Source organism: Campylobacter volucris (genome assembly GCF_008011665.1).
Lineage (GTDB): Bacteria > Campylobacterota > Campylobacteria > Campylobacterales > Campylobacteraceae > Campylobacter_D > Campylobacter_D volucris_A.
The window spans coordinates 193,414-215,217 of the sequence record NZ_VOWJ01000013.1 but is presented as its reverse complement, the minus strand read 5'-3'; the positions used below and the strand labels follow the sequence as shown (position 1 = coordinate 215,217).

The 21,804-nt window shown below is 28.2% G+C and carries 23 protein-coding genes; 10 read left to right on the top strand and 13 right to left on the bottom strand.

The genetic code is table 11. The annotated features are described in order from the left end of the window. Nucleotides 1-3: 3 nt before the first annotated feature. The 5 genes from FPD38_RS01885 to FPD38_RS01870 all read right to left on the bottom strand — a co-directional run bounded on the left by FPD38_RS01885 (nucleotide 4) and on the right by FPD38_RS01870 (nucleotide 3,672). Entirely contained in the window at nucleotides 4-876 is an 873-nt protein-coding gene (locus FPD38_RS01885; RefSeq protein WP_147555099.1) for an N-carbamoylputrescine amidohydrolase, read from the bottom strand. Next, entirely contained in the window at nucleotides 836-1,759 is a 924-nt protein-coding gene (locus FPD38_RS01880) for a cation diffusion facilitator family transporter (RefSeq protein WP_147555098.1), read from the bottom strand. Before FPD38_RS01880 ends, FPD38_RS01885 begins: the two co-directional genes overlap by 41 nt. Next, entirely contained in the window at nucleotides 1,756-2,733 is a 978-nt protein-coding gene (locus FPD38_RS01875) for an agmatine deiminase family protein (RefSeq protein ID WP_147555097.1), read from the bottom strand. Before FPD38_RS01875 ends, FPD38_RS01880 begins: the two co-directional genes overlap by 4 nt. Nucleotides 2,734-2,788: 55 nt before the next feature. Beyond that, the gene (locus tag FPD38_RS08120; protein ID WP_187153077.1) at nucleotides 2,789-2,938 is read right to left on the bottom strand and encodes a hypothetical protein; all 150 of its coding nucleotides are present in this window, start codon (nucleotides 2,936-2,938) and stop codon (nucleotides 2,789-2,791) included. 137 nt (nucleotides 2,939-3,075) lie between these two features. Beyond that, nucleotides 3,076-3,672, bottom strand: coding sequence for an MBL fold metallo-hydrolase (locus tag FPD38_RS01870; RefSeq protein WP_147555096.1), 597 nt, complete (start codon nucleotides 3,670-3,672; stop codon nucleotides 3,076-3,078). A 65-nt stretch (nucleotides 3,673-3,737) separates the two neighbouring features. Between FPD38_RS01870 and FPD38_RS01865 the strand changes: the two genes are divergently transcribed. From FPD38_RS01865 to FPD38_RS01845, 5 genes are read left to right on the top strand one after another with little or no spacing between them, the layout of a single operon-like run. Then, complete coding sequence (locus FPD38_RS01865; RefSeq protein WP_147555095.1) at nucleotides 3,738-4,469, top strand: NAD+ synthase; 732 nt, start codon at nucleotides 3,738-3,740, stop codon at nucleotides 4,467-4,469. Further along, nucleotides 4,466-5,368, top strand: a complete 903-nt coding sequence (locus tag FPD38_RS01860) for a tetraacyldisaccharide 4'-kinase (protein ID WP_147555094.1) — start codon at nucleotides 4,466-4,468, stop codon at nucleotides 5,366-5,368. Before FPD38_RS01865 ends, FPD38_RS01860 begins: the two co-directional genes overlap by 4 nt. Before the next feature lie 9 nt (nucleotides 5,369-5,377). Next, nucleotides 5,378-6,784: a threonine synthase gene (thrC, locus tag FPD38_RS01855; RefSeq protein ID WP_147555093.1), complete on the top strand. Its 1,407-nt coding sequence runs from the start codon at nucleotides 5,378-5,380 to the stop codon at nucleotides 6,782-6,784. Further along, on the top strand, nucleotides 6,781-7,509 hold the full coding sequence (gene kdsB, locus FPD38_RS01850; protein ID WP_147555092.1) for a 3-deoxy-manno-octulosonate cytidylyltransferase: 729 nt from the start codon (nucleotides 6,781-6,783) through the stop codon (nucleotides 7,507-7,509). Before thrC ends, kdsB begins: the two co-directional genes overlap by 4 nt. Further along, nucleotides 7,506-8,270 carry a transporter substrate-binding domain-containing protein gene (locus FPD38_RS01845; RefSeq protein ID WP_147555091.1) on the top strand — a complete coding sequence of 255 codons (765 nt, stop codon included), beginning with the start codon at nucleotides 7,506-7,508 and terminating at the stop codon, nucleotides 8,268-8,270. The genes kdsB and FPD38_RS01845 overlap by 4 nt, the downstream gene beginning before the upstream one ends. Here the strand turns inward: FPD38_RS01845 and FPD38_RS01840 are convergent. Then, entirely contained in the window at nucleotides 8,267-9,046 is a 780-nt protein-coding gene (locus FPD38_RS01840) for an amino acid ABC transporter permease (protein WP_410002922.1), read from the bottom strand. The genes FPD38_RS01845 and FPD38_RS01840 overlap by 4 nt on opposite strands. Before the next feature lie 114 nt (nucleotides 9,047-9,160). Here FPD38_RS01840 and dsbD point away from each other — a divergent pair, with 114 nt between their 5' ends. Continuing rightward, nucleotides 9,161-10,852, top strand: coding sequence for a protein-disulfide reductase DsbD (gene dsbD, locus FPD38_RS01835; protein WP_147555090.1), 1,692 nt, complete (start codon nucleotides 9,161-9,163; stop codon nucleotides 10,850-10,852). A 3-nt stretch (nucleotides 10,853-10,855) separates the two neighbouring features. On the opposite strand, the gene FPD38_RS01830 is transcribed toward dsbD, so the two are convergent. Then, complete coding sequence (locus FPD38_RS01830) at nucleotides 10,856-12,031, bottom strand: NAD(P)/FAD-dependent oxidoreductase (protein ID WP_187153076.1); 1,176 nt, start codon at nucleotides 12,029-12,031, stop codon at nucleotides 10,856-10,858. 104 nt (nucleotides 12,032-12,135) lie between these two features. Here FPD38_RS01830 and FPD38_RS01825 point away from each other — a divergent pair, with 104 nt between their 5' ends. The 3 genes from FPD38_RS01825 to FPD38_RS01815 all read left to right on the top strand — a co-directional run bounded on the left by FPD38_RS01825 (nucleotide 12,136) and on the right by FPD38_RS01815 (nucleotide 14,750). Continuing rightward, complete coding sequence (locus FPD38_RS01825) at nucleotides 12,136-13,500, top strand: sodium-dependent transporter (RefSeq protein WP_147555088.1); 1,365 nt, start codon at nucleotides 12,136-12,138, stop codon at nucleotides 13,498-13,500. Between the two features lie 60 nt (nucleotides 13,501-13,560). Next, entirely contained in the window at nucleotides 13,561-14,019 is a 459-nt protein-coding gene (locus FPD38_RS01820) for a hypothetical protein (protein WP_147555087.1), read from the top strand. A 149-nt stretch (nucleotides 14,020-14,168) separates the two neighbouring features. Then, entirely contained in the window at nucleotides 14,169-14,750 is a 582-nt protein-coding gene (locus FPD38_RS01815; RefSeq protein WP_147555086.1) for a hypothetical protein, read from the top strand. Here the strand turns inward: FPD38_RS01815 and FPD38_RS01810 are convergent. The 5 genes from FPD38_RS01810 to FPD38_RS01790 form a co-directional block, all read right to left on the bottom strand. Continuing rightward, on the bottom strand, nucleotides 14,744-15,607 hold the full coding sequence (locus FPD38_RS01810; RefSeq protein WP_147555111.1) for a pyridoxal-phosphate dependent enzyme: 864 nt from the start codon (nucleotides 15,605-15,607) through the stop codon (nucleotides 14,744-14,746). The two genes, FPD38_RS01815 and FPD38_RS01810, sit on opposite strands and share 7 nt — an antisense overlap. Then, entirely contained in the window at nucleotides 15,594-16,535 is a 942-nt protein-coding gene (locus FPD38_RS01805) for an OmpA family protein (protein ID WP_147555085.1), read from the bottom strand. Before FPD38_RS01805 ends, FPD38_RS01810 begins: the two co-directional genes overlap by 14 nt. Then, complete coding sequence (locus FPD38_RS01800) at nucleotides 16,522-17,853, bottom strand: MotA/TolQ/ExbB proton channel family protein (protein ID WP_147555084.1); 1,332 nt, start codon at nucleotides 17,851-17,853, stop codon at nucleotides 16,522-16,524. The genes FPD38_RS01805 and FPD38_RS01800 overlap by 14 nt, the downstream gene beginning before the upstream one ends. Before the next feature lie 74 nt (nucleotides 17,854-17,927). Further along, nucleotides 17,928-18,992, bottom strand: a complete 1,065-nt coding sequence (gene fbaA, locus FPD38_RS01795; RefSeq protein WP_147555083.1) for a class II fructose-bisphosphate aldolase — start codon at nucleotides 18,990-18,992, stop codon at nucleotides 17,928-17,930. After that, on the bottom strand, nucleotides 18,992-19,807 hold the full coding sequence (locus FPD38_RS01790) for a peptidylprolyl isomerase (protein WP_147555082.1): 816 nt from the start codon (nucleotides 19,805-19,807) through the stop codon (nucleotides 18,992-18,994). Before FPD38_RS01790 ends, fbaA begins: the two co-directional genes overlap by 1 nt. 81 nt (nucleotides 19,808-19,888) lie before the next feature. Here FPD38_RS01790 and nth point away from each other — a divergent pair, with 81 nt between their 5' ends. After that, nucleotides 19,889-20,512: an endonuclease III gene (gene nth, locus FPD38_RS01785; protein ID WP_147555081.1), complete on the top strand. Its 624-nt coding sequence runs from the start codon at nucleotides 19,889-19,891 to the stop codon at nucleotides 20,510-20,512. A 32-nt stretch (nucleotides 20,513-20,544) separates the two neighbouring features. Here nth and gltS read toward each other — a convergent pair whose 3' ends face one another. Continuing rightward, nucleotides 20,545-21,753, bottom strand: a complete 1,209-nt coding sequence (gene gltS, locus FPD38_RS01780; protein WP_147555080.1) for a sodium/glutamate symporter — start codon at nucleotides 21,751-21,753, stop codon at nucleotides 20,545-20,547. Between the last annotated feature and the right edge of the window lie 51 nt (nucleotides 21,754-21,804).

Genomic DNA, 21,804 nt, shown 5'->3' with positions numbered 1-21,804 from the left:
TTGTTAATCTACAAATCTCTTGGTCAAATCATCATAAAATTCTATGCGTCTATCGCGTAAAAATGGCCACCATCTACGCACATTTTCGCATCTTTTCATATCTATCTCTACTACCTTACATAACTCATCTTCATTGTTTGCCATAAAAAGTTCTTCACCTTGAGCTCCAAAAACAAAAGAATTTCCCCAAAATCTTATGCCATCTTCTACGCCACTTTCATCTTTTTCAAAACCTACTCTATTTATACTCACAACAGGCAAGCCATTTGCTATGGCGTGAGCTCTTTGTATATTGATCCAAGCATTTAATTGTCTTTGTTTTTCTTCTTTGTCATCTTTATCAAACCAACCAATAGCTGTAGGATATATCAAAATTTGCGCACCTTTTAAAGCCATAATCCTAGCCGCTTCAGGATACCACTGATCCCAACATACTAAAACTCCAAGCTTACCAAGACTTGTTTTTATAGGCTCAAAACCCAAATCACCTTGCGTAAAATAAAATTTCTCATAAAAACAAGGATCATCAGGTATATGCATCTTGCGATACTTTCCTGCTATTTTTCCATCTTTTTCAAAAACCACACTTGTATTATGATAAAGCCCGGCACTTCTTTTTTCAAACAAAGAAGTAACCAAAACTATCCCATTTTCCCTAGCTATATCTGACCAAAAATTTATATCTTTTTCATAATCATTTGCTAAATCAAAAAAATCCACATTTTCACTCTGACAAAAATACTGAGTTTGATGAAGTTCTTGCAAACATACAAGCTCGGCATTTTCTTTTTTAGCTTGTTTTATAAATTCACAAGTTTTTTTTATAGTGTTTTCTTTATTTTGATGAAATTTTTGCTGTATCAAAGCTACTTTCATTTTTTACCCTTTCTTCTTCAGAATCATCATATGGATCAAGATGAATTTGTATATCCCACTTATCATCTTTATAGTTTTTTCTAATCTCATCTTCTATATTATCAGCTATTTTATGTGCATTTAGTAAAGAAATTATAGGACAAAACACTAAATGCACACTAAGATATTTTTTATCAGGACTTTGACGCGTTTTTAACTGATGGAAGCTAATAATTTCAGGATGTTTTTGGATACAAGCTTGTATCCAATCGACTACTTTTTCATCTAAAGCTTTATCCATTAAAAATTCCAAGCTTTTTTTAACAATCTTAAACGAAGAAAAAGCTATATAAAAACTTACCAATATCCCAAAAATAGCATCAATAATATAAAATTGTGTAAAATAAATAATCACTAAAGCTAATAATGTAAAGAAATTTGTTAAAACATCGCTTTTATAATGCAAACAATCAGATTCTACAATCAAACTTTGAGTTTTTTTAGCTACATAAGACAAAAACAACACTAAAATAAAAGTTACCGCTAAGGCAAAAATCATAACATAAATGCCTAAATTTAAATTATCAACTCTTTCTTGATGGTAAATTTTTACTATACTTTCATAAAAAATATAAACACCTATAATAAAAATCACAAAGCCTTCAAGTAATCCCATTAAAGCTTCTATTTTGGAATAACCAAAATTATATTGATTGTTTGATTTTTGAGAAGCTTTTTTTAGCGCTAAAAAATTCAAAATAGAAATAACAAAATCCACCAAAGAATCAATCGCACTAGCAAGTATAGCTACCGAACCTGTAATAAAACCGATGATAAATTTCACAATAGCTAAAAAAATAGCACAAATACTAGCACTAATAGTTGCGATTTTGGCTAAATTCATCTTATTCCTTGATAGCGATTTTGACAAGAACAATGCAAAGAGCCATTTTGCCTTAAAAATACCCTTGCATCAACGCCAATTACTTCTCGATCTTTACAAGCTTTTTGCAAAGCATTGATTATGATGTTATCGTTTGTATCATTATAAGTTGGGACTATTAAAGCATTATTGATAAAAACAAAATTTGCATAAGTAGCCCCAAGTCTTTTATCATTATAATAAATAGGCTTTGGCAAAGGTAAAGGTAAAAGATTAAATTTAGTTTTTTTAAGCTCATTTTCCATAGCTTTTAAAGCTTCATAATGCTCATCATTTTTATCTTCACAAATACAATATGCTATGGTATTTTCATTTATAAATCGTGCTAAAGTATCTATATGAGAATCTGTATCATCGCCTTTTATAAAGCCATTTTCAAGCCATACAATTTCTTTTAATCCAAAAATATCTTTTAATTTTTTTTCAATTTGTGTTTGATTAAAGTGTAAATTTCTATTTTCATTTAAAAGGCAAGTGGTAGTAGTAAGCATAACTCCATCCCCATTAAAATCAATGCTCCCACCTTCTAAAATAAAATCTATTTTTTCTAATTTTCCTTGTAATTTATTTTTAAAAAGTTTAGAATTTACAGCATTATCTAAAGAGCTTTGAAATTTATCTCCCCAAGCATTAAAGGTAAAATCAAGCCCTATAAGTTTTTCATCTTCATAAACATCAATAGCACCAAAATCTCTAATCCAAGTATCATTAGTTTCACACTGAAAAAAATCTACATTTTTAATACTTTTAAATCTTGCAAAATCACTTTCACTAGGCGCGATTAATAACACTTTTTGAAATCTAGCTGCAGCTTTTATAAATTCTTCATAACTTTGTAAAATTTCTTCTAAATAAGGCTTCCAGTCAGTATCCTTATGAGGCAAAGAAAGTAAAAGTGATTCTTGCTTATGCCATTCAGCTATGCTTTTTCTCATTATAACACCATTTTTGATAATTAAAAAAGTATTTTAGCATTTTAATTGCGGTTTTTTACTCTTTTTTTAAAATCCAAGCAAAATACCAAAGTCCAAAAGACACAACCAAAATAGCAAATAATTTCACATCATAAATATCAAAACCCATATACAAAATAGAATACATAAAACCAAAACCACCCATGTAAATACAAATTTTACTCATAAAGCCGCTCTCAACAGCTTTAAAGCATGGGCACTTGTGAAAGAATTTCTTTTTTTCTTGTGTTCTTTTAGATCTAAAAAAACTTAAAATTGCACTCAAAATTAACAAAAAACATAGAAAATACAAAACATTTTGCATTAAAAATACCTAAGCCAAGCTGGTATAGCATTTTGTTCTTCTTTTAAACTAGTCTTTTGACCATGACCTGGTAAAAGTTCATAATCTTTTTCATAATTTAAAACTTTTAATAAACTTTCTTTCATTAAATTAGCATCAGAATATGGAAAATCCCATCTTCCTATACTCCTATAAAATAAAAAATCGCCACTAAAAAGCACATCTTTACCACATAATTCTATCATACAACATCCTGGAGTATGCCCTGGAAAATAATGAAATTTGAAAATAAACTCATCAATTTTTACTTCGTTTTCATCTTCAATCAAAACATCTGCAAGAGAGTGCTCAAAACCATAATTAAAAGGATCTTGCAACATAAAAGCATCATTTTTATGAATATAAATTGGGATATGATAAGTATTTTTTACCTTAGCATTATCAAATACATGATCATAATGGCCATGAGTGTTTAAAATCGCAAGAGGATTGTTGGCATTTTCTTTTACAAAATCCAAAGCATTTTCACCTGGATCAATGATGATTTGTTTATTATTATAATCAACAATATAACAATTTGTCTCATAAGGACCACAAGGACATTTTAAAATACGCATATAAACTTCCTTTTAACTAAATCAAAATATAATTTACTAAATTTAATTTAATACTAAGATTTTTTATGAATTATACAAAATTACAAGAATTATTAATCAATTTTATAAAAAAACAAGCTCGAAATAAAAATTTAGTCCTAGGATTAAGCGGCGGGATAGATTCTGCTTTGGTGGCTCATCTTTGTAAGATTGCAGTAAATGAGAGACTTTTTACACTTTTAATGCCTACAAAAAACTCCAATAAACAAAATTTAGACGATGCATTAAAACTTTGCAAAACACTGCAAATCCATCATGAGATTATTTATATTGATGAAATTTTACAAAGCTTTGAAAAAGCAAGTAAAGATTTAAATTTAATCCGCAAAGGAAATTTCACAGCAAGAATTCGCATGAGTTTATTGTATGATTATTCTGCTTTAAAAAACGCCTTAGTTGTAGGCACTTCAAATAAAAGTGAATTAATGCTTGGCTATGGAACTATTTATGGAGATTTAGCTTGTGCTTTTAATCCTTTGGCTACTCTTTATAAAAGTGAAATTTTTGAATTTGCTAAGTTCATAGGCGTGCATGAAAATTTTATTAACAAAGCTCCTAGTGCTGATCTTTGGCCAAATCAAAGCGATGAAAACGATCTTGGCTATACTTATAAGCAATTAGATGAAGTTTTAAAAGCTATAGAAAATAATGAAAATTTAGATCATTTTGATGTAAATTTAAAAAATTTGGTTTTAAAACGCATGCAAGAAAATGCTTTTAAAAGAAAACTTCCCACTACACTAGAAAGCATTATATGACTTGGCTTGATAAGTATTTTTTTAAACCTAATTTTTATCAAAAACTATTAGCATTTTTGCTTTTACCTTTTAGTTTTTTATATACTTTAATAGCTATTTTAAATACCAAATTCAAAAAAGAAGTGCAATTTAACATACCCATTATAAGTGTAGGAAATTTAACCATAGGTGGAAATGGAAAAACCCCAATTTGTAAAGCTATTGCAGCTGAATTTGAAAAAAATTTCATCGTTTTAAGAGGTTATAAGCGAAAAAGCAAAGGGCTTATAGTTGTTAAACACAATCATCAAATTTTATGCGATATAAACAAAAGTGGCGATGAAGCTATGGAATATGCGTTAAACGAAGAATGTTTTGGTGTTATAGTAAGCGAAGATAGGATTTTAGGTATAAAAAAGGCTATTGAATTAGGTGCTAAAATAGTTATTTTAGATGATGCATTTTCTAAATTTCATATTAAAAAATTTGATATTTTGCTTTTTGGAAAAGAAAAGCCTTATTTTAATTTCACCTTGCCAAGCGGGGCTTATCGTTTGCCAAAAATTTATGAAAAAAAAGCTGATTTTATCGCCTATGAAGGGAAAGATTTTACGCGTTATTCTTATGTAAAAGAAAACCAAAAAGCTATTTTAATCACTTCCATAGCTAAGCCTTTTAGGTTATATGAGCATTTTATCAAAGCTAGGGCTTGTTATTTTTTTGCTGATCATTATGCTTTTAGCAAAGAAGAGCTTGAAACGCTTTTAAAAAAACATCATTGTGATACTTTAATGCTAACTTTTAAAGATTATGTAAAAGTGAAAGATTTTGGTTTTAAAACAGAGCTTATAAAATTAGAAATTATTTTAGATGAAAATTTCAAAGAGTGTTTAAAAGCTTATGTAAAAGAATTTAACTAAAGGATTATAATGTTATTACATTCTACTCAAGATATTACCCAAACTTCAAGTTTTTCAAATGCTTTATTAAACCCAAGTGCTCCAAATAACGCACTCTATGCTCCTTTAAATTTACCACGATTAAATCCTGAAAATTTAAAAAATTTAAATTATAAAGAACTTGCTTTAAAAATTATTAGTGCGTTTGATTTTGACATCAATTTGCAAATTTTTCAAAAGGCTTTAGAAGTTTATGATAATTTTGATGATAAAAATTGTCCTATCAATATCACAAAAATCAATGAAAATTTATATATCAATGAACTATATCATGGGCCAACTAGAGCTTTTAAAGATATGGCTTTACAACCTTTTGGGGTGCTTTTAGAGTATTTAAAAAAAGATGATTTTTATTTAATCATGTGCGCAACAAGCGGCGATACAGGCCCAGCTACCCTAAAAAGTTTTGAAAATAAAAAAAATATCAAAGTAGTTTGTATTTATCCAAATGATGGCACAAGCAAAACCCAAGCCTTGCAAATGATTCATTCTAAAGCTTCTAATTTAAAATCTATTGCTATAAAAGGAAATTTTGATGATGCGCAAAACGCACTAAAAGCACTTTTAAATGATGAAGAATTTAAAGCTGTATTAAAAAAAGAAAATATCCACTTAAGTGCGGCTAATTCTGTTAATTTTGGAAGAATACTTTTTCAAATTATTTATCATTATTATGCAAGTTTAAAACTAGATAAAAATTTAGATATTATCATTCCAAGTGGAAATTTTGGCGATGCTTTAGGTGCGTATTATGCAAAAAAAATGGGAGCAAAAATTTCAAAAATTAAAATCGCTTCTAATAGCAATAATATTTTGAGTGAATTTTTTAATAGCGGAAAATATGATTTAAGAACAAAAACTCTCCAAAAAACCATCTCTCCAGCTATGGACATACTTATATCTTCTAATATAGAAAGATTGCTTTTTGATAAATTTAAAGATCAACGAACCAAAGAATTAATGCTAAATTTAAAAAATGAAAAATTTTATGAACTTAGTTTTGAAGAATTAAAGCTTTTGCAAGAAGATTTTGAAGCTGATTTTTGCACCGATGAAGAATGTATGCATTATATAAAGCAATACCAAGATTATCTTTTAGATCCGCATACTTGCACTTGTTTTAAAATGCTAGATCCAAACACCCCTACTCTAATAACCTCTACTGCACAATGGAGCAAATTTACACCAAGTATGTATAAAGCTTTGTTTGATAAAGATTGTTTAGATGAAAAAAAAGCAATGCAAGAAATTGCTAATCAATTTAATCAAAACATTCATCCTAACATAGCTTATTTGTTTGAACAAGAAGATATAAAGGTAAAAACTTATAAGATTAATGATTTAAAACAAACCATTATAGATTGGATTAAACAATGATTATTATACCAGCAAGATTAAAATCAACCCGCTTTGAAAATAAAATATTATGTGATATAAATGGTCTTCCTATGTTTATTTATACAGCTAAAAAAATGCAAGAACTTGATGAAGTTTGCGTAGCTGTAGATGATGAAGAGATTTTAGAGTTAGCACAAAAATACAACATAAAAGCGATTTTAACAAGTAAAAATCATGAAAGTGGTACAGATAGAATCAACCAAGCTTGTGAAATTTTAAATTTAAGCCAAGAAGAAATCATCATCAATGTCCAAGCTGATGAGCCTTTTATAGAAACACAAAATATAAAAAAATTTAAAGAATTTAGCCAAGAAGCTTTTGAAAAAAATGAAGCTTTTATGACAAGTTGTTATAAAAATATAAAAGATTTAGTAAGTGCTCAAGATCCAAATTTGGTTAAGGTGGTTATAGATTGTAATGATTTTGCTTTATATTTTTCAAGATCTAAAATCCCTTTTGAAAGAGTAAGTTATAAAGAAAATTTCAAAGCACATTTAGGAATTTATGCTTATAAGGTAAAAAATCTAAAAGAATTTTGTGCTTTAAAAAATTCAGCTCTTGAAGAATGTGAAAAACTAGAACAATTAAGAGCTTTAGAAAATGGTAAAAAAATTAAAATGTTACAAATTCAAACTCAAAGCATAGGTATAGATACCAAAGAAGATTATAAAAAAGCTTTAAATTTTTTAAAAGGATTAAAATGAAAAAAATTATTTTATTGTTTATCTTGGCCTTTTCTCTTAATGCTAGAGATTTAATAGTGGGAATGGAATTAGCTTATCCTCCTTTTGAAATGAGTGATAATGCAGGAAATCCAAGTGGAGTAAGTGTGGATTTTTTAAAAGAATTTGCCAAAGAAAATAACTATACTCTACAAATTCAAAACATAGCTTGGGATGGACTCATACCAGCCCTTAAAAGTAAAAAAATAGACTTGATTATGTCTTCAATGAGTATTAGCGAGCAAAGACAAAAAGTGCTTGATTTTACCATACCTTATGCAAAGGCAAATTTAGCAATCTTAAGTGCTAAAAAATCAAACATAAATTCCATTAATGATTTAAATCAAAAAGGGAAAATCATAGCTTTAAAAAGAGGTACTAGCGCGCATATTTACGCTCAAAAACATCTTAAAAATGCCAAAATTTTAGTTTTTGATAAAGAAAACGCTGCAATTTTAGAAGTAGTTCAAGCAAAAGCTGATGGTTTTATATACGATCAAATGAGTATTTATAAAGCATGGCAAAAAAATCCTGAACAAACCAAAGCTATTTTTACTCCTTTTGAAGAAAAACCCGAACAATGGGCAATAGCTTTAAATAAAGACAATGTAAAATTAAAACAAGAGCTTAATGAATTCATACAAAAATCAAAAGAAAATGGTTTTTTTAACTTCTTAGCTCAAAAATATTTAAAAGATATACAAGATATTTTTAAAGAACAAAAACTTGAATTCTTCTTCTAAGAAAGCTTTTTTTCAAGCTTTCTTGAAAAAATAGATATAGGCAAAGTCAATACCAAATAACAAAGTGCCAAAGGAATATAAATTTCTAAAGTAGAAAAAGTAAAAGCATTTATCTCTTGAGCATTTTGAGTAAGTTCTGAAATGGCTATTACGCTTAAAAGAGAGCTATCTTTTATCAGATTGCTTAATTGGCCACTAAGTGGAGCTAGAACATTTTTTAAAGCTTGTGGAAAAATCACACTTTTATAAATTTCAAATTCACTAAGCCCTAAAGCCTTGGCACTTTCGTATTGAATTTTATGCACGCTTAAAATTCCTGCCCTAAAAATTTCACAAATATAAGCACTAGAAAAAAAAGCTAAAATTAACACTCCACACACATAACGATTATCAAGTCCTAAGCTATCTGCAAAAATATAATAAATCAAAAGCACTTGCACTAGCAAAGGAGTGCCCCTAATAAGCTCTATATAAACTCTTGCAAACATATTTAAAATTACAATCTTACAAAGACTCATATAACACAAAATCAAAGCAAAAATCACACCTATTATCAAAGATAATAAGCTGATTATAAAAGTAGTGAAAAATCCAAAAATCATTTTATCTTTGTATTCTAAAATAGCTAAAAAATTAAAATTATAAGTAGCATTTAAAAAGATAAAATAAAAAAATGAAAACATAACACAAGCTAATATAAAAGCATTGATGATAAAAATTTTAAAATTTAAGCTTTTTCTTTCGTTAAATTTATGATTTAATATAAAAAAATTCAATCGATTCCTTAGTTATTGAAAAATAATTTTATAATTTATTTAGGACAAATATTAACCTAAATTTACCACAAATAAGTAAAATAAAGTCTTTGATTTAGATAATTAAGGAAAAAAATGCGTTTTTTGATAGTATTTGTATTTTTTATAAATTTTCTTTTTTCTGGTGAAGTTTTAAAACTTGATGAAGCATTTAAACTCAATACCCACTCAAATAATCAAGGAATTTTTTTAAAAATCAATCTGGCTGATAGAATTTATCTTTACAAAGATCAAACAAAACTTATGCTTGATTCTAAAGACATCACTTCTTTGCTTAATTTTCCAAAAACTTCTCAAAGAGAAAACAAAGAAGTTGTTTTTAACCAACTTGAACTTTTTGTGCCTAAATTATTGCTTGATGATTTTATCAAAGCAAACAAAGCAAAACTTAGCTTAGCTTATCAAGGGTGCTCTGAAGATGGCTTATGTTATCGTCCTGTGTATGTTGATTATGAAATTTATAAACAAAATAATAACTATCAAATTAATTCCATCAAAGATCAATTTAAAAATATAAGTGAAGATGAGCAAATTGCTATAAATTTAAGTAAAGATAATATTTTCATAACTTTAATCACATTTTTTGGATATGGCTTATTATTATCTTTAACTCCTTGTATTTTACCTATGATTCCTATACTTTCATCTTTAATTGCAATAAAACTACAAAACAATTCATCTAGAAAACACAGCTTTTATCTTTCTTTTGTTTATGTATTTTTTATGTCTTTAGCTTATGCTATAGCTGGAGCTTTAGTAGGACTTTTGGGAGCTAATATACAAGGTTTATTACAGCAAACTTGGATCATTATAACTTTTGCTGGAATTTTCATCTTACTCTCACTTTCCATGCTTGGACTTTATGAATTACAGCTTCCTTTAAAATTTCAAAATTATATAAACAAAAAAACACAAGGGAAAAATGGTTTTATAGGTGTTGCAATTATGGGATTTTTATCTGCTTTGATAGTAGGACCTTGTGTTGCTGCACCTTTAGCGGGAGCTTTGCTGTATATCACAAAAAGTGCAGATGTGTTTTTAGGAGCTTTATCATTATTTATAATGAGTTTTGGTATGGGCATACCTTTGCTTTTACTAGGTCTTGGAGTAGGATTTTTAAAAAGCGGTGCTTGGATGCTTAAAATAAAATTGTTATTTGGCTTTTTAATGCTTGCTATGGCTATTTGGATGCTAGAAAGAATTTTAAGTGCACAAATCATTTTAATGCTATATGGGGTATTAGGGGTATTTTTTGCTTGTTTTATGGGACTTTTTGACGAAGTAAAAAGTAATTTTGATAAATTTAAAAAAGCAAGTATGATTTTAGTTTTATGCTATAGCTTAAGCCTTATTTTAGGTGGCTCTATGGGTTCAAAAAACTTATTAAAACCTTTAAATTTTTGCACTACTATAGAGCAAAATTTATCAAGTTTAAATTTCAAAAAAATTACAAATTTAGAAGAATTAAACAAAGAATTACAAAATTCTAATAAACCTGTGATGTTGGATTTTACTGCTATTTGGTGTGAAAATTGCAAGCTTTTAGAAGAATATACCTTTAAAGATCAAAGTGTGCAAAATTTATTGAGCAACTATACACTTTTGCAAATTGATATTACCAATAACACTAAAGAAGATTTAGAAGTGATGAAAAAATTCAATGTTTTTGGGCCACCTGTGATGATATTTTTTAAAGATTCTCAAGAGCTAGGACGCATTGTAGGCTATGTAGATGCTAAAGAATTTATGGCCAAGGTTCCTCAATAATTTTTATCTAAAAAAGCCTTTAATGCCTTCAAGCTGGTATTGCCATAATTTTTCTATAAAAATTTTAAGCTTTATGGCTATTTTGCCACTAATTGCTTTATGCAATATAGTCCCTATGGCATAATCTTTACCTATAGAACATATAGTATTTCCACTTATAAATTTAAATTCTTTTTCAAATTTTTCTTCTTTGATTAGCTTTGTTAAGGCTTTTGCTATATAAGCACCTTGTCTTAAAGCTAGTTGAGCTGTTGGAGGATAAGGGGTATTAGTTTGTGGATTTTTACAAATGCTATTATCCCCTATAAAAAAATATTTATGAGAATCTTTAATATTTAGTGGATGTAAAAATTCATCAACTTCTATGCGAGATCTTATACTAGGAAAATCAAGACTATTTTCAATCACATGATTCCCCCTTATACCTGCTGTCCAAACTATGGTATTTGCTTTAATAGATGTTTGATCTTCTAATAAAATTTCATTTTTTTTACATTCTATAATTTTAGATTTTTCATATACTTTTATGCCAAATTTTTCTAATTCGCTTTTAGCTTTTTGGGATATTTTTTTCTCAAACATTGGTAAAATATGATCCATAGCTTCTATAATACAAAGCTGTATTTTTTGATAATCAACACCCTCTTTTTGACAAAAATTTATAAGCTCTTTAGCTAAAGATGATACAAATTCAACTCCACTCAAACCACCGCCACAAACTGCTATTTTTAAATCATCTTCATTTTGAGAACTTTTATAATTTTTAATTTTTTTATAAATTTTTTCATTAACCTTTAAAGCATTTTCATAATTATCTATACTTAAAGCATATTCTTGCATACCTTTAATGCCAAAAGTTTCCTTTTCAAACCCCAATCCACAAACCAAAATATCAAATTCATACTCATTATTTTTAGCATAAACTTTGTCTTTAGAAATTTTAATAACTTCATCTTGTATAAAATCAATCTTTGAATTTAACAAAGGTAAAATATCAAATTTAGGCCATAAAACATCTTCACCAGAAGCCACTTTATGAAGTAAAATCGTATGATAATGATAAGAATTGTTATTGATTAAACTAACTTGTGCATTTTCAAAAAATTCATCTTTTAAAGCTTTGATAGCAGATAAACAAGCATAACCAGCACCTAAAAATAAAATTTTTTTCTTTTGCACGCAAAATCCTTTGTAGTTTGATAAAAAAATAATTAATTTTTTGGCATAATGGTATAATTTTTTATCTTAAAGAATTTTTTATTTAAATTTATCAAGGAAATATCATGCAAAGACAAACATGGAGCAATACTCTTACTTACATCCTAACCGTAGCAGGAGCTACCATTGGCTTTGGAGCTACTTGGCGTTTTCCTTATTTAGTAGGAGAAAATGGTGGTGGTGCTTATGTGTTAGCTTTTTGTATAGCCATGATTTGCATAGGAATTCCTGTTATATTAGTAGAAAATGTCATCGGAAGAAGAAGAATGCTAAATTCTGTAGATGCTTTTGGTGGTACTACTAGCAATGGAGTTAAGATTAATGAGTCTTGGCAAGGAGTTGGATATTTAGGACTTTTAGGTAGCTTTGGAATCATGGCTTATTATATGGTCATAGGGGGTTGGGTTTTAGCTTATATATTTAAAATTATTATTGGAGAATTTAATCTTTCAACTCCAATAAGTGCAGAATATACTAGTAATTTTTACAATCTAACTATAGAAAATAGTCCTTTACTAATAGGAATTTTCACTACTTTGTTTGTAGTGATTAATTGGATTATACTTAAAAAAGGTGTGATTGATGGGATTGAAAAATCTGTTAAATATCTCATGCCTTTTTTGTTTATTTGTCTTTTAATGGTAGTAGTAAGAAATTTAACCCTTGAAGGGGCTAATGAAGGAATTAAATTTTATTTAACTCCAGATTTAAGTAAAATCACTCCTAAATTATTTATAGATGTTTTAGGACAAGTATTTTTTGCGCTTTCTTTAGGTTTTGGAGTGATGATTACCTTATCTTCACATTTAAATAAAAATGAAAATCTTATAAAAACTTCAATCTACACAGGTATTTTAAACACTCTTATAGCAGTCTTAGCAGGGTTTATGATATTTCCTGCTTTATTTAGTGTGGGTTTAACTCCAGATAGCGGACCTTCTTTAGTGTTTAAAACTTTACCTGTGGCATTTTCACATATACCTTTTGGAAATATCATTTGTGTGTTTTTCTTTTTATTGTTAATCGTTGCTGCCTTAACCACAAGTTTGCCAATATATCAGGTTATAATCAGTGTGCTAGAAGAAAAATTTAAACTTGCTAAAAATACCGCTATAAATCTTACTTTAGGGAGTATTTTTGTGCTAGGAAACTTACCTTGCATACTCACCTATGGACCATTAAAAGATATTACCATTATAAAAAATAAAAATATTTTTGATAGTTTTGACTTTATAAGCGGTAATATCTTTTTCGTATTGACTGCATTTTTTTGTTGCATTTATGTAGGTTGGGTACTTAAAAAAGATGCTATTTATGAGCTTTCTAATCAAAACACCCTAAAAGGAAGTATTTTTAAACTATGGTATTACTATGTTAAGTTTATCATACCTTTGATTATCTTAGTGATTTTTTATTTTGGTATTTTTTAATTTAATAAAAGACTAATTTTTATATAATAATAAATTATATAAAAATTAGGAGACAAAATAATGAAAACTACCTTATGTCTTTTAGCAACTCTTATTTTTAGTGGGTGTGCGCAACATATTGCAAAGCTTGACTATCAACAAGCTAAAGCTTATGAAAATCAATACCAAGAAGAACTTAAAAATTTATCCCTACCTAAAGAAAATTTCAAAATGGTTCAAGTAAAAAACAAAAAAGAAAAATGCCTTATATTAACATCAAAAGACACAAAAGATGAATCTTATGAAATTTACTGGGATGAATTGTGTAAAAAAGGATATGCACATGGGTTAGGAAGAGAAATAGAAAAAACTCTCTTTACGCACATGGAGCAAATAGGAATCTATAAAAATGGAAAAGTTGATGGATATTACTATCGATCAGATATAAATAATAATCTAAAAATTTTAGCATATAACAATAACAAAGATACTTATTTTATTGATGAGCTTATCGTTAAAAATAATAATTCTTTAATATAGTTCGCAAAGCTGGGAAATTCAACAAACACAATGCCTTATATACAACATACTCACCTTTTTCATACAATGTATAATATACTCAAAAATTTCAAAATTACTCTCTTGAAATTTTTGATTTTTCAAAAAATAATCTAGATGCAAGAATGGGCATGATTTTTACAATAGGATCGGACAATATTAAAAATGGTTTTGAGGTTACTTCTATGAAAAGTGGAGGATACATAGCAAATGAATTTCAAAATAACAAACTAATTAGAAATGTACAGCTCCCTCAAGAATATTTCTCTGAAAAAAGCAAACTTATAGAAGATATAGAACAAATAGCAAAACTTGCCATGGAACATTCAGTAAAAGCTAATATAATCAAAGAAAAATACAAAAAGAAAATTTGTAAAGAATCTATAAAAGTTAATTTTATAGATAACAACGAATATAAAGAAATTTGCAATGAAGACGCTGAAAACAAAGAACTATCTAAAGAAATAGAAATACAAATTGCAAAAATAAAACAATATAAACAAGAAATACTAAAGCAATACAATGAAGAAAGACTAATAAAAGCAAAAGAATTAGAGGCACAAGCTGCCATGGAAAGAGCAAGAGAGCAAATAAGATATAATCAACAACAATATTGGCAAAATATAATGCTAAATAATCAACTTCAACAATTAAATAATAATATGATGTATGATAGATTTACCCCAAAAACACATCATATATATATTTATTGATATTTATACTCATAACGCTTTAACATGCTTATATTTCCATCAAGCCCGCCTTGATGGATGTAAAGAATTTTATTTTCAAAAACTTCACTATTTGCCAATAAAGTTTTAAAACCTATCATATCATAAAGCAAATCAAACTCTACTTCACATTGTATTTTTAAATCTTTATAAAGTTCATATAATTCCAAATAAGGTTTTGCAAAATGATATTTTTTAGGTGGATTTAATATAGTTAAATTACTAAAATTATAATTTAAATCTAAAGTTAAAATTTGTTGCTTTAAATACTCACTATCGCCTATACAAGCACAAGTAAAAACTTTAAATTTACTATGTTTAGCTAAAAATGCTGCTGAAGTTCCTGTGCCAGAAGGTAAAAAAACATCTACTTTTTCATTAAGTTGTTCTTGAAGCTCTAAAGCTAAGTTTATATACCCCATTTCAGCTTCTTTAGTAGCAATACCCTCTTCCAAAAAAATATCATTAGGTTTTTTTAAACTTAGAGCTTTAGATTTTCTATTTACAAATTCTTTATTTTCTATGATGTTTGCACCGTATTTTAAAGCAATCAAATAATTTCCATGAGGATTTTCTTTTAAAAAAGAACTAATTTTTTCACATACAAAAATTAGTTTAAAATCATTTTCATGACAAAAAATAGCCAAAGCCGCTAAAGCATTACTTTGAGAAGATCCATAAGAGATTAAAACTTGACCTTTTTTAAATTGATGCTTATTAGCATCTAAAAAGGCTAATTTTCTAGCCTTGTTGCCATTAACTTTTCCAAGCAAATCATCTCTTTTTAAAAAAAATTCAAAATCATTATATTTTAAAAGATCTATCCTACTTGCTATCAAGGTATTTTTCAACCTTTTCTAAAGCATTATTGGTATTGATATTAAATTTTATTTCTATTCTACGACTTGCTTCTTTGTCTTCTTTTCCATCTTTTATAACAACATCTGAATATGATCTACCACTTGCCATTAATAATTTTTGAAGCCTAGGATCTTTATAAAAAGAGTAAATAAAACTCATCACCGCATAAGCTCTTTTTTGTGATAAATCAAGATTATATATATAAGATCCTGCACTATCTGTATGTCCTTCTATAACTATATTCTCAATACTTGAAAGTATATTTTCATCTTTTAAAATACCATCAAAATATTGAGTTAATATAGCTTTTAAATTTTCTTTAGCCTGAGGTTTTAAAGTAAAAGAATTAGTATCAAATAATACTTCTGAAGGTAAAATAATAGCGCCTGAATTTACATCTAAAGTAATATTACTATCAATCTTTGCTCGTAAATTTTTAATAGTGTTTTCTTTAATTAACCCTAGCTCTTTGATTTTATTTTTTGCTTCTTCAAAATCAGTCTGCAATTCTTTTATTTCTTCATCTTTTTTATTTAATCTTTCAAGTAAGGTAAAAATTTGTTGATCTTTTTCATCTAAAGATAAATTTAAATCCTGATTTAATTTTACATAAGAGCTTACATTTGCTTCTAATTCTTGCTTTTGTTTTGAAGTGCTATTTAATTTTTGATTTAAATTTTTAAGTATATCTTCTTTTTGACTTAACTCTTCTCTGTTTTCTCGCAGCCTCTGCTCTTGTTTTTCCAAATTTTCCTTTATAATTTTTAAATCACTTTGGGTTAAAACATATTTTACAACAATAGCCCCGATTAATAATACAAATACAAACAACAACCCAGCCATCAAATCAGCATAGGCTATCCAAAAATTATTATCTTCGTTATTCTCTTGATTATTTTTTATCATCTATTTTTTCATCTTCTTTTTGATTTTCAAGTTTAGCAATAACTTGTGAAGTTTGTTCATCTAGTTCTTTACTTTCAAGTTTAAATTCTTCCATCATTGAAATTTTTTCATCAATGTTTTTTTCTTCTTCATAAGCTTCTTTGAAAGTATGCATTCCTTCTATAATGCTAGATTTAAATCCCTCAAAAAGTTTCATTTGATTTTCAAGCATAAGATTTTGATATTTTTCTATATTATTAGCAAAATTTTCTACCTTATCATCAAGCATTGTAACACTTTTATCAAGATGAGAAATTTTATCCGAACTAATATCTAAAAGTCTATTATATTGTTCAGAAATTCTAAGAGTAAGATCTTTTACATTCGAATTTAACATATTTACTGCATTAGCTATTTCTGTATAAGTTTTTACTATATCTTTTTGTTCTCTTTGAGTTTTTGAAAGATCACTCATAGTTTGTTTTACATGCTCACTGCTTAATCTTACAGCTTTTTCTTCAGCATTTACCAATTCTTGAAAAACTCTAAATTTTCTATCTATGGTGTTATCAAGCTCTTTAAAAAATTCTTCATTACTTACATGCTCAAAAATCATACCAATTTTTTCAAAATGCTTCAAACTTTCTTGTAAATATTTTCTATCTATCTCTTCTTTTGACCAAAAAAAGTCACTTGTAGCATTTTTTTGACGATTAAGAAGTCTTTGAAATTTACTTAATCCATATTTTTCAAAGAAAATCCACCAAAGTGCTAAAAAAATTCCATAAATAGACACATAAAACGCTGTCCCAACTCCATTTAATAAAGCTGAAATTTCTTGCTCTAATCCTGCTGTATCACTAGAATTAAAATTAGGCATAGATATAGCTATACTTATAAATGTTCCTAAAATTCCAAGCATAGGAAAGATAGCTCCACCAACCAAAGCAAAGTTTTCATTTCTTAAATCTCTTGCATATGCATAAGCAAAATCATCAAAACTTGCATTTGATTTTGTTTCTTTACCTATGATTAAAAAGTGTTTCATAATATAGCGTTTTAATACAAGTTTAAATTCATCCTTTTGCTGCTCAAAAATACTTGAAGCATAATCAGCACTATGTCTTGCAAAAATAAGTGCTACAATATAAATAATTCCTATCATTACAACACTATGCAATTCTACTTTAAAATCAATCTTATCAAAATATCCCAAAAGAATCAAAAGATACAATATAGTCGGGATAAAAATAATTTTTAAATAAGCAACTATACCTGTGCTACCTTTTCCATCTGGTAACACAAGATCTGAAAATTCATCTGTTGTTTTTGCTTCCATTATTATATACCTTATGTTAATTTTACTCTAAAAATTTATATCTTCACAGGAAAATTAACTAAGAGCATATGCTCTTAGTTTCTATCAATACAATTTAAATCACTAAACGCACATTCTAAGCGTTTAATCATACTTTCTTCACCCGCTCTTAACCAAACTCTTGGATCGTAGTATTTTTTATTTGGCTTATCCTCTCCATCTGGATTGCCAATTTGTCCTTGTAAATATGCCTTATTTTGAAGTTCATATTCTCTAACTCCATCCCAAAAGGCCCATTGAGTATCTGTATCAATATTCATTTTTATCACGCCATAGCTTAAAGCAGCTTTAATATCGTTAATATCACTACCACTACCACCATGAAAAACAAAATTAATTGGCTTATCTTCATTGAGATTAAATTTATTTTTAACATATTCTTGAGAATTTTTAAGAATTTCAGGTCTTAAGATTACATTACCTGGTTTATAAACTCCATGAACATTGCCAAAACTAGCTGCAATTGAAAATCTATCACTAATTTTAGAAAGTCTTTCATAAGCTAAAGCCACATCTTCAGGCTGAGTGTATAATTTTGCATTATCGATATTTGTATTATCTACACCATCTTCTTCACCACCTGTGCAGCCTAACTCTAACTCCAAAGAAATTCCAAGTTCAGACATTTGCTCTAAGTATTTTTCACAAGTACTCAAATTCCTTTCCAAATCTTCTTCACTTAAATCAATCATATGAGAACTAAATAAAGGAATATTATTTTCTTTTTTAAATTCTATATTAGCTTCAATCAAAGCATCAATCCAAGGAAGAAGCTTTCTAGCAGCATGATCAGTATGTAAAATAACAGGAACATTATAAGCTTTAGCCATTAAATGCACATGTCTTGCTCCACTTATAGCTCCCAAAATATCAGCCTTAGGGCAAGCTTTACCCGCTACAAATTTAGCTCCTCCATTAGAAAATTGAATAATCACAGGTGAATTAACTTTTTTAGCACTTTCTAAAACAGCATTAATAGAATTTGTTCCTATAACATTTACTGCAGGGATGGCAAAACCTTCTTTTTTAGCATGATTATAAACTATATTTAAATCATCACCACTTAAAACACCTGGTTTAACAAGATCTAAAATACCCATTATTTGTATTCCACTTGTATTTTCTTGCGAAGCTCTTGTGCTTTTGCATTGAGTAGCTTTTGAAATTCTTCCATTTTGAAATTATTTTCAATACCTGATTTTACTTCATTATAGCTCATAGTACTTTTTGCCTTAGCATCTTCTTTTAAAATCACATGATATCCAAAATCACTTTTCACAGGAGTTTTAGAAATAGTTCCTTTTTTCATAGAAAAAGCCGCATCAGCAAATGGTTTTACCATAGTTGATTCAGAGAACCATCCAAGCTCACCACCTTGAGCTGAAGAGCCTTTGTCGATTGATTTTTCTTTTGCTAATTGCTCAAATTTTTCTTCCAATGCCTTACCATTAAGCTTGCTAAGTTGAGCAATAATATCTTTAGCTTCTTTTTCGCTAGTTACCAAAATATGTTTAGCTTTTACTTGAGCTAATCTTGTATATTCGTCTTTATGCTCATCATAATATTTTTTTATTTTTGATTCTTCAATTTTTATAGAATCAAAAATTTTCTTTTGATAGATATTTACTAAAATAGCATCTTTTGCACGCTCTAACTCTTCTTTGTATAAAGGATCATTTTCTATTTTTTGAGCCTTTGCATCTTTTAATACAAGCTGTTGAAGAATGTATTGATCGATGATTGCTTTTTTTTGTTCAGCCGGCAAATCAGTAACTTTAGCACCTCTTAACATAGGAGCAAAAAATTCATTTACTTGCGTATCAGTGATATTCGTTCCATCAAAAGTAGCTACAACAGCAGCATTCAAACTCAATCCTGTCAATAAAGTCGCAGCGACTAAAGAAACTTTTTTCATTGTTTTTCCTTTTAAAGTAATTTTCGTAGTATTTATTATAACTAAACTTTATTTAAAGGCGATTAACATAAAATAAGTTTTATGAAAAGAAATTTAGAAATTAAACAATTATTTTTAAAACATTTTGGACAAGCCAAAACAGAATTAATCTTCAACAATGCCTATGAACTAATAGTTTGCGTGATGCTTTCAGCTCAATGTACTGATAAAAGGGTTAATCTTATAACTCCTGATTTGTTTAAAACTTATCCTAACATAAAAGATCTAGCTAATGCTAACCTTGCGAGTTTAAAACTGCTTATAAATTCATGCTCTTTTTACAATAACAAAGCTCAAAATTTAATCAAAATGGCTAAAACAGTGTGTGAAAAATTTAACGGAGAAATTCCTATGGATGAAATTTCTTTGAAAAGTTTAGCTGGAGTAGGACAAAAAACTGCACATGTAGTAATGATAGAATGGTGCGGAACTAATTGCATGGCTGTAGATACACATGTATTTAGAGTTTCACATAGACTAAATCTTAGCAAAGCAAAAACACCAGAAGAAACAGAAAAAGATTTAACTAAAATTTTCAAAGACAATCTTAATTATCTTCATCAGGCAATGGTTTTATTTGGTAGATATACTTGTAAGGCAAAAAATCCTTTATGTAAAGGATGTTTTTTAAATCATCTATGTAAAAGCAAGGATAAAAAAATTTAATCTAGTGCTAGTAAAATAGCACTAGAAATTTTTTAATGAAAAAATGGCAAATATAAAAAGGCATTGATCACTAGGGCATTAACTATATCTATAAAAAATGCTCCCACTAAAGGCACAATAATAAAAGCCATATGACTCATTCCATAGTGATTTGTAACTGTTTGCATATTTACCATAGCTGTTGGAGTCGCACCGAGTCCAAAACCACAATGTCCAGCCGCTAAAACAGCCGCATCATAATCTTTTCCACAAACTCTAAAAGTGATAAAAATTGCATAAGCAATCATCATCGCAACTTGAACCACTAAAATAACTAGCATTGGTAACGCAAGAGTTACTAAGTCCCATAAATTGATAGTCATTAAAGCTAAAGCCAAAAATAAAGACAAGCTTACATTACCTAAAACAGAAACTTCTCTATCAAAAACATGATGAATTTTGGTAACAGATAAAACATTTCTTAAAACCACACCTGTAAAAAGACAATACACAAAAGTTGGTAGAGTAAAACCTGTGCTAGCCTTAATATATGCAGATAAAGCACTACCAATCAATAAACATAAAGCAATTAATGCTAAAGATTCTATAAAAGATGATGGAGTGATTAATCTTTCTTTTTGTGGAGATTCAAAATTTAACATACCATCTTGTTCATCATTTTGTTTTGGCACTACTAGTTTATATTTATCAACTAAATATCTTGCAACAGGTCCACCAATAATACCTCCTGAAATAAGACCAAAAGTAGCACAAGCAATAGCAATAGTAGTAGCACTTGAATACACATAAGGTTCTTTTATAAATTCAGCTGCCCAAGCTGCACCTGTTCCATGCCCTCCACTCATAGTAACAGACCCTGCAATAAGACCCATGAGCGGATTTTGCCCCATAGCGGTTGCTACACCTATACCAACAATGTTTTGCGCAAAAAGCAAACCTACTACAACTACTAAAAAAATCGCTAATTTTTTCCCACCTTTTTTTAAAGATGCAAAATCGGCCAACAAACCGATACTTGAAAAAAATGCTAACATTAACGGATCTTTCATAGAGCTATCAAATTTAATATCGATAGAAAAAAAACTATGCAAGATAAAAAGAATGATTGCAGCTATACTCCCGCCTACTACTGGCTCGGGTATATTATAATCGCGTAAAAATTTTACTCTTTTGATGACAAATACACCTAAAAGTAACACTATAACCATAGTGACTAATGTTGCATAAAAATCAAAAATCATACTTCTCCCTTGTTTGATATATGAATTAATTTTAATAGATAAAGACTTTAA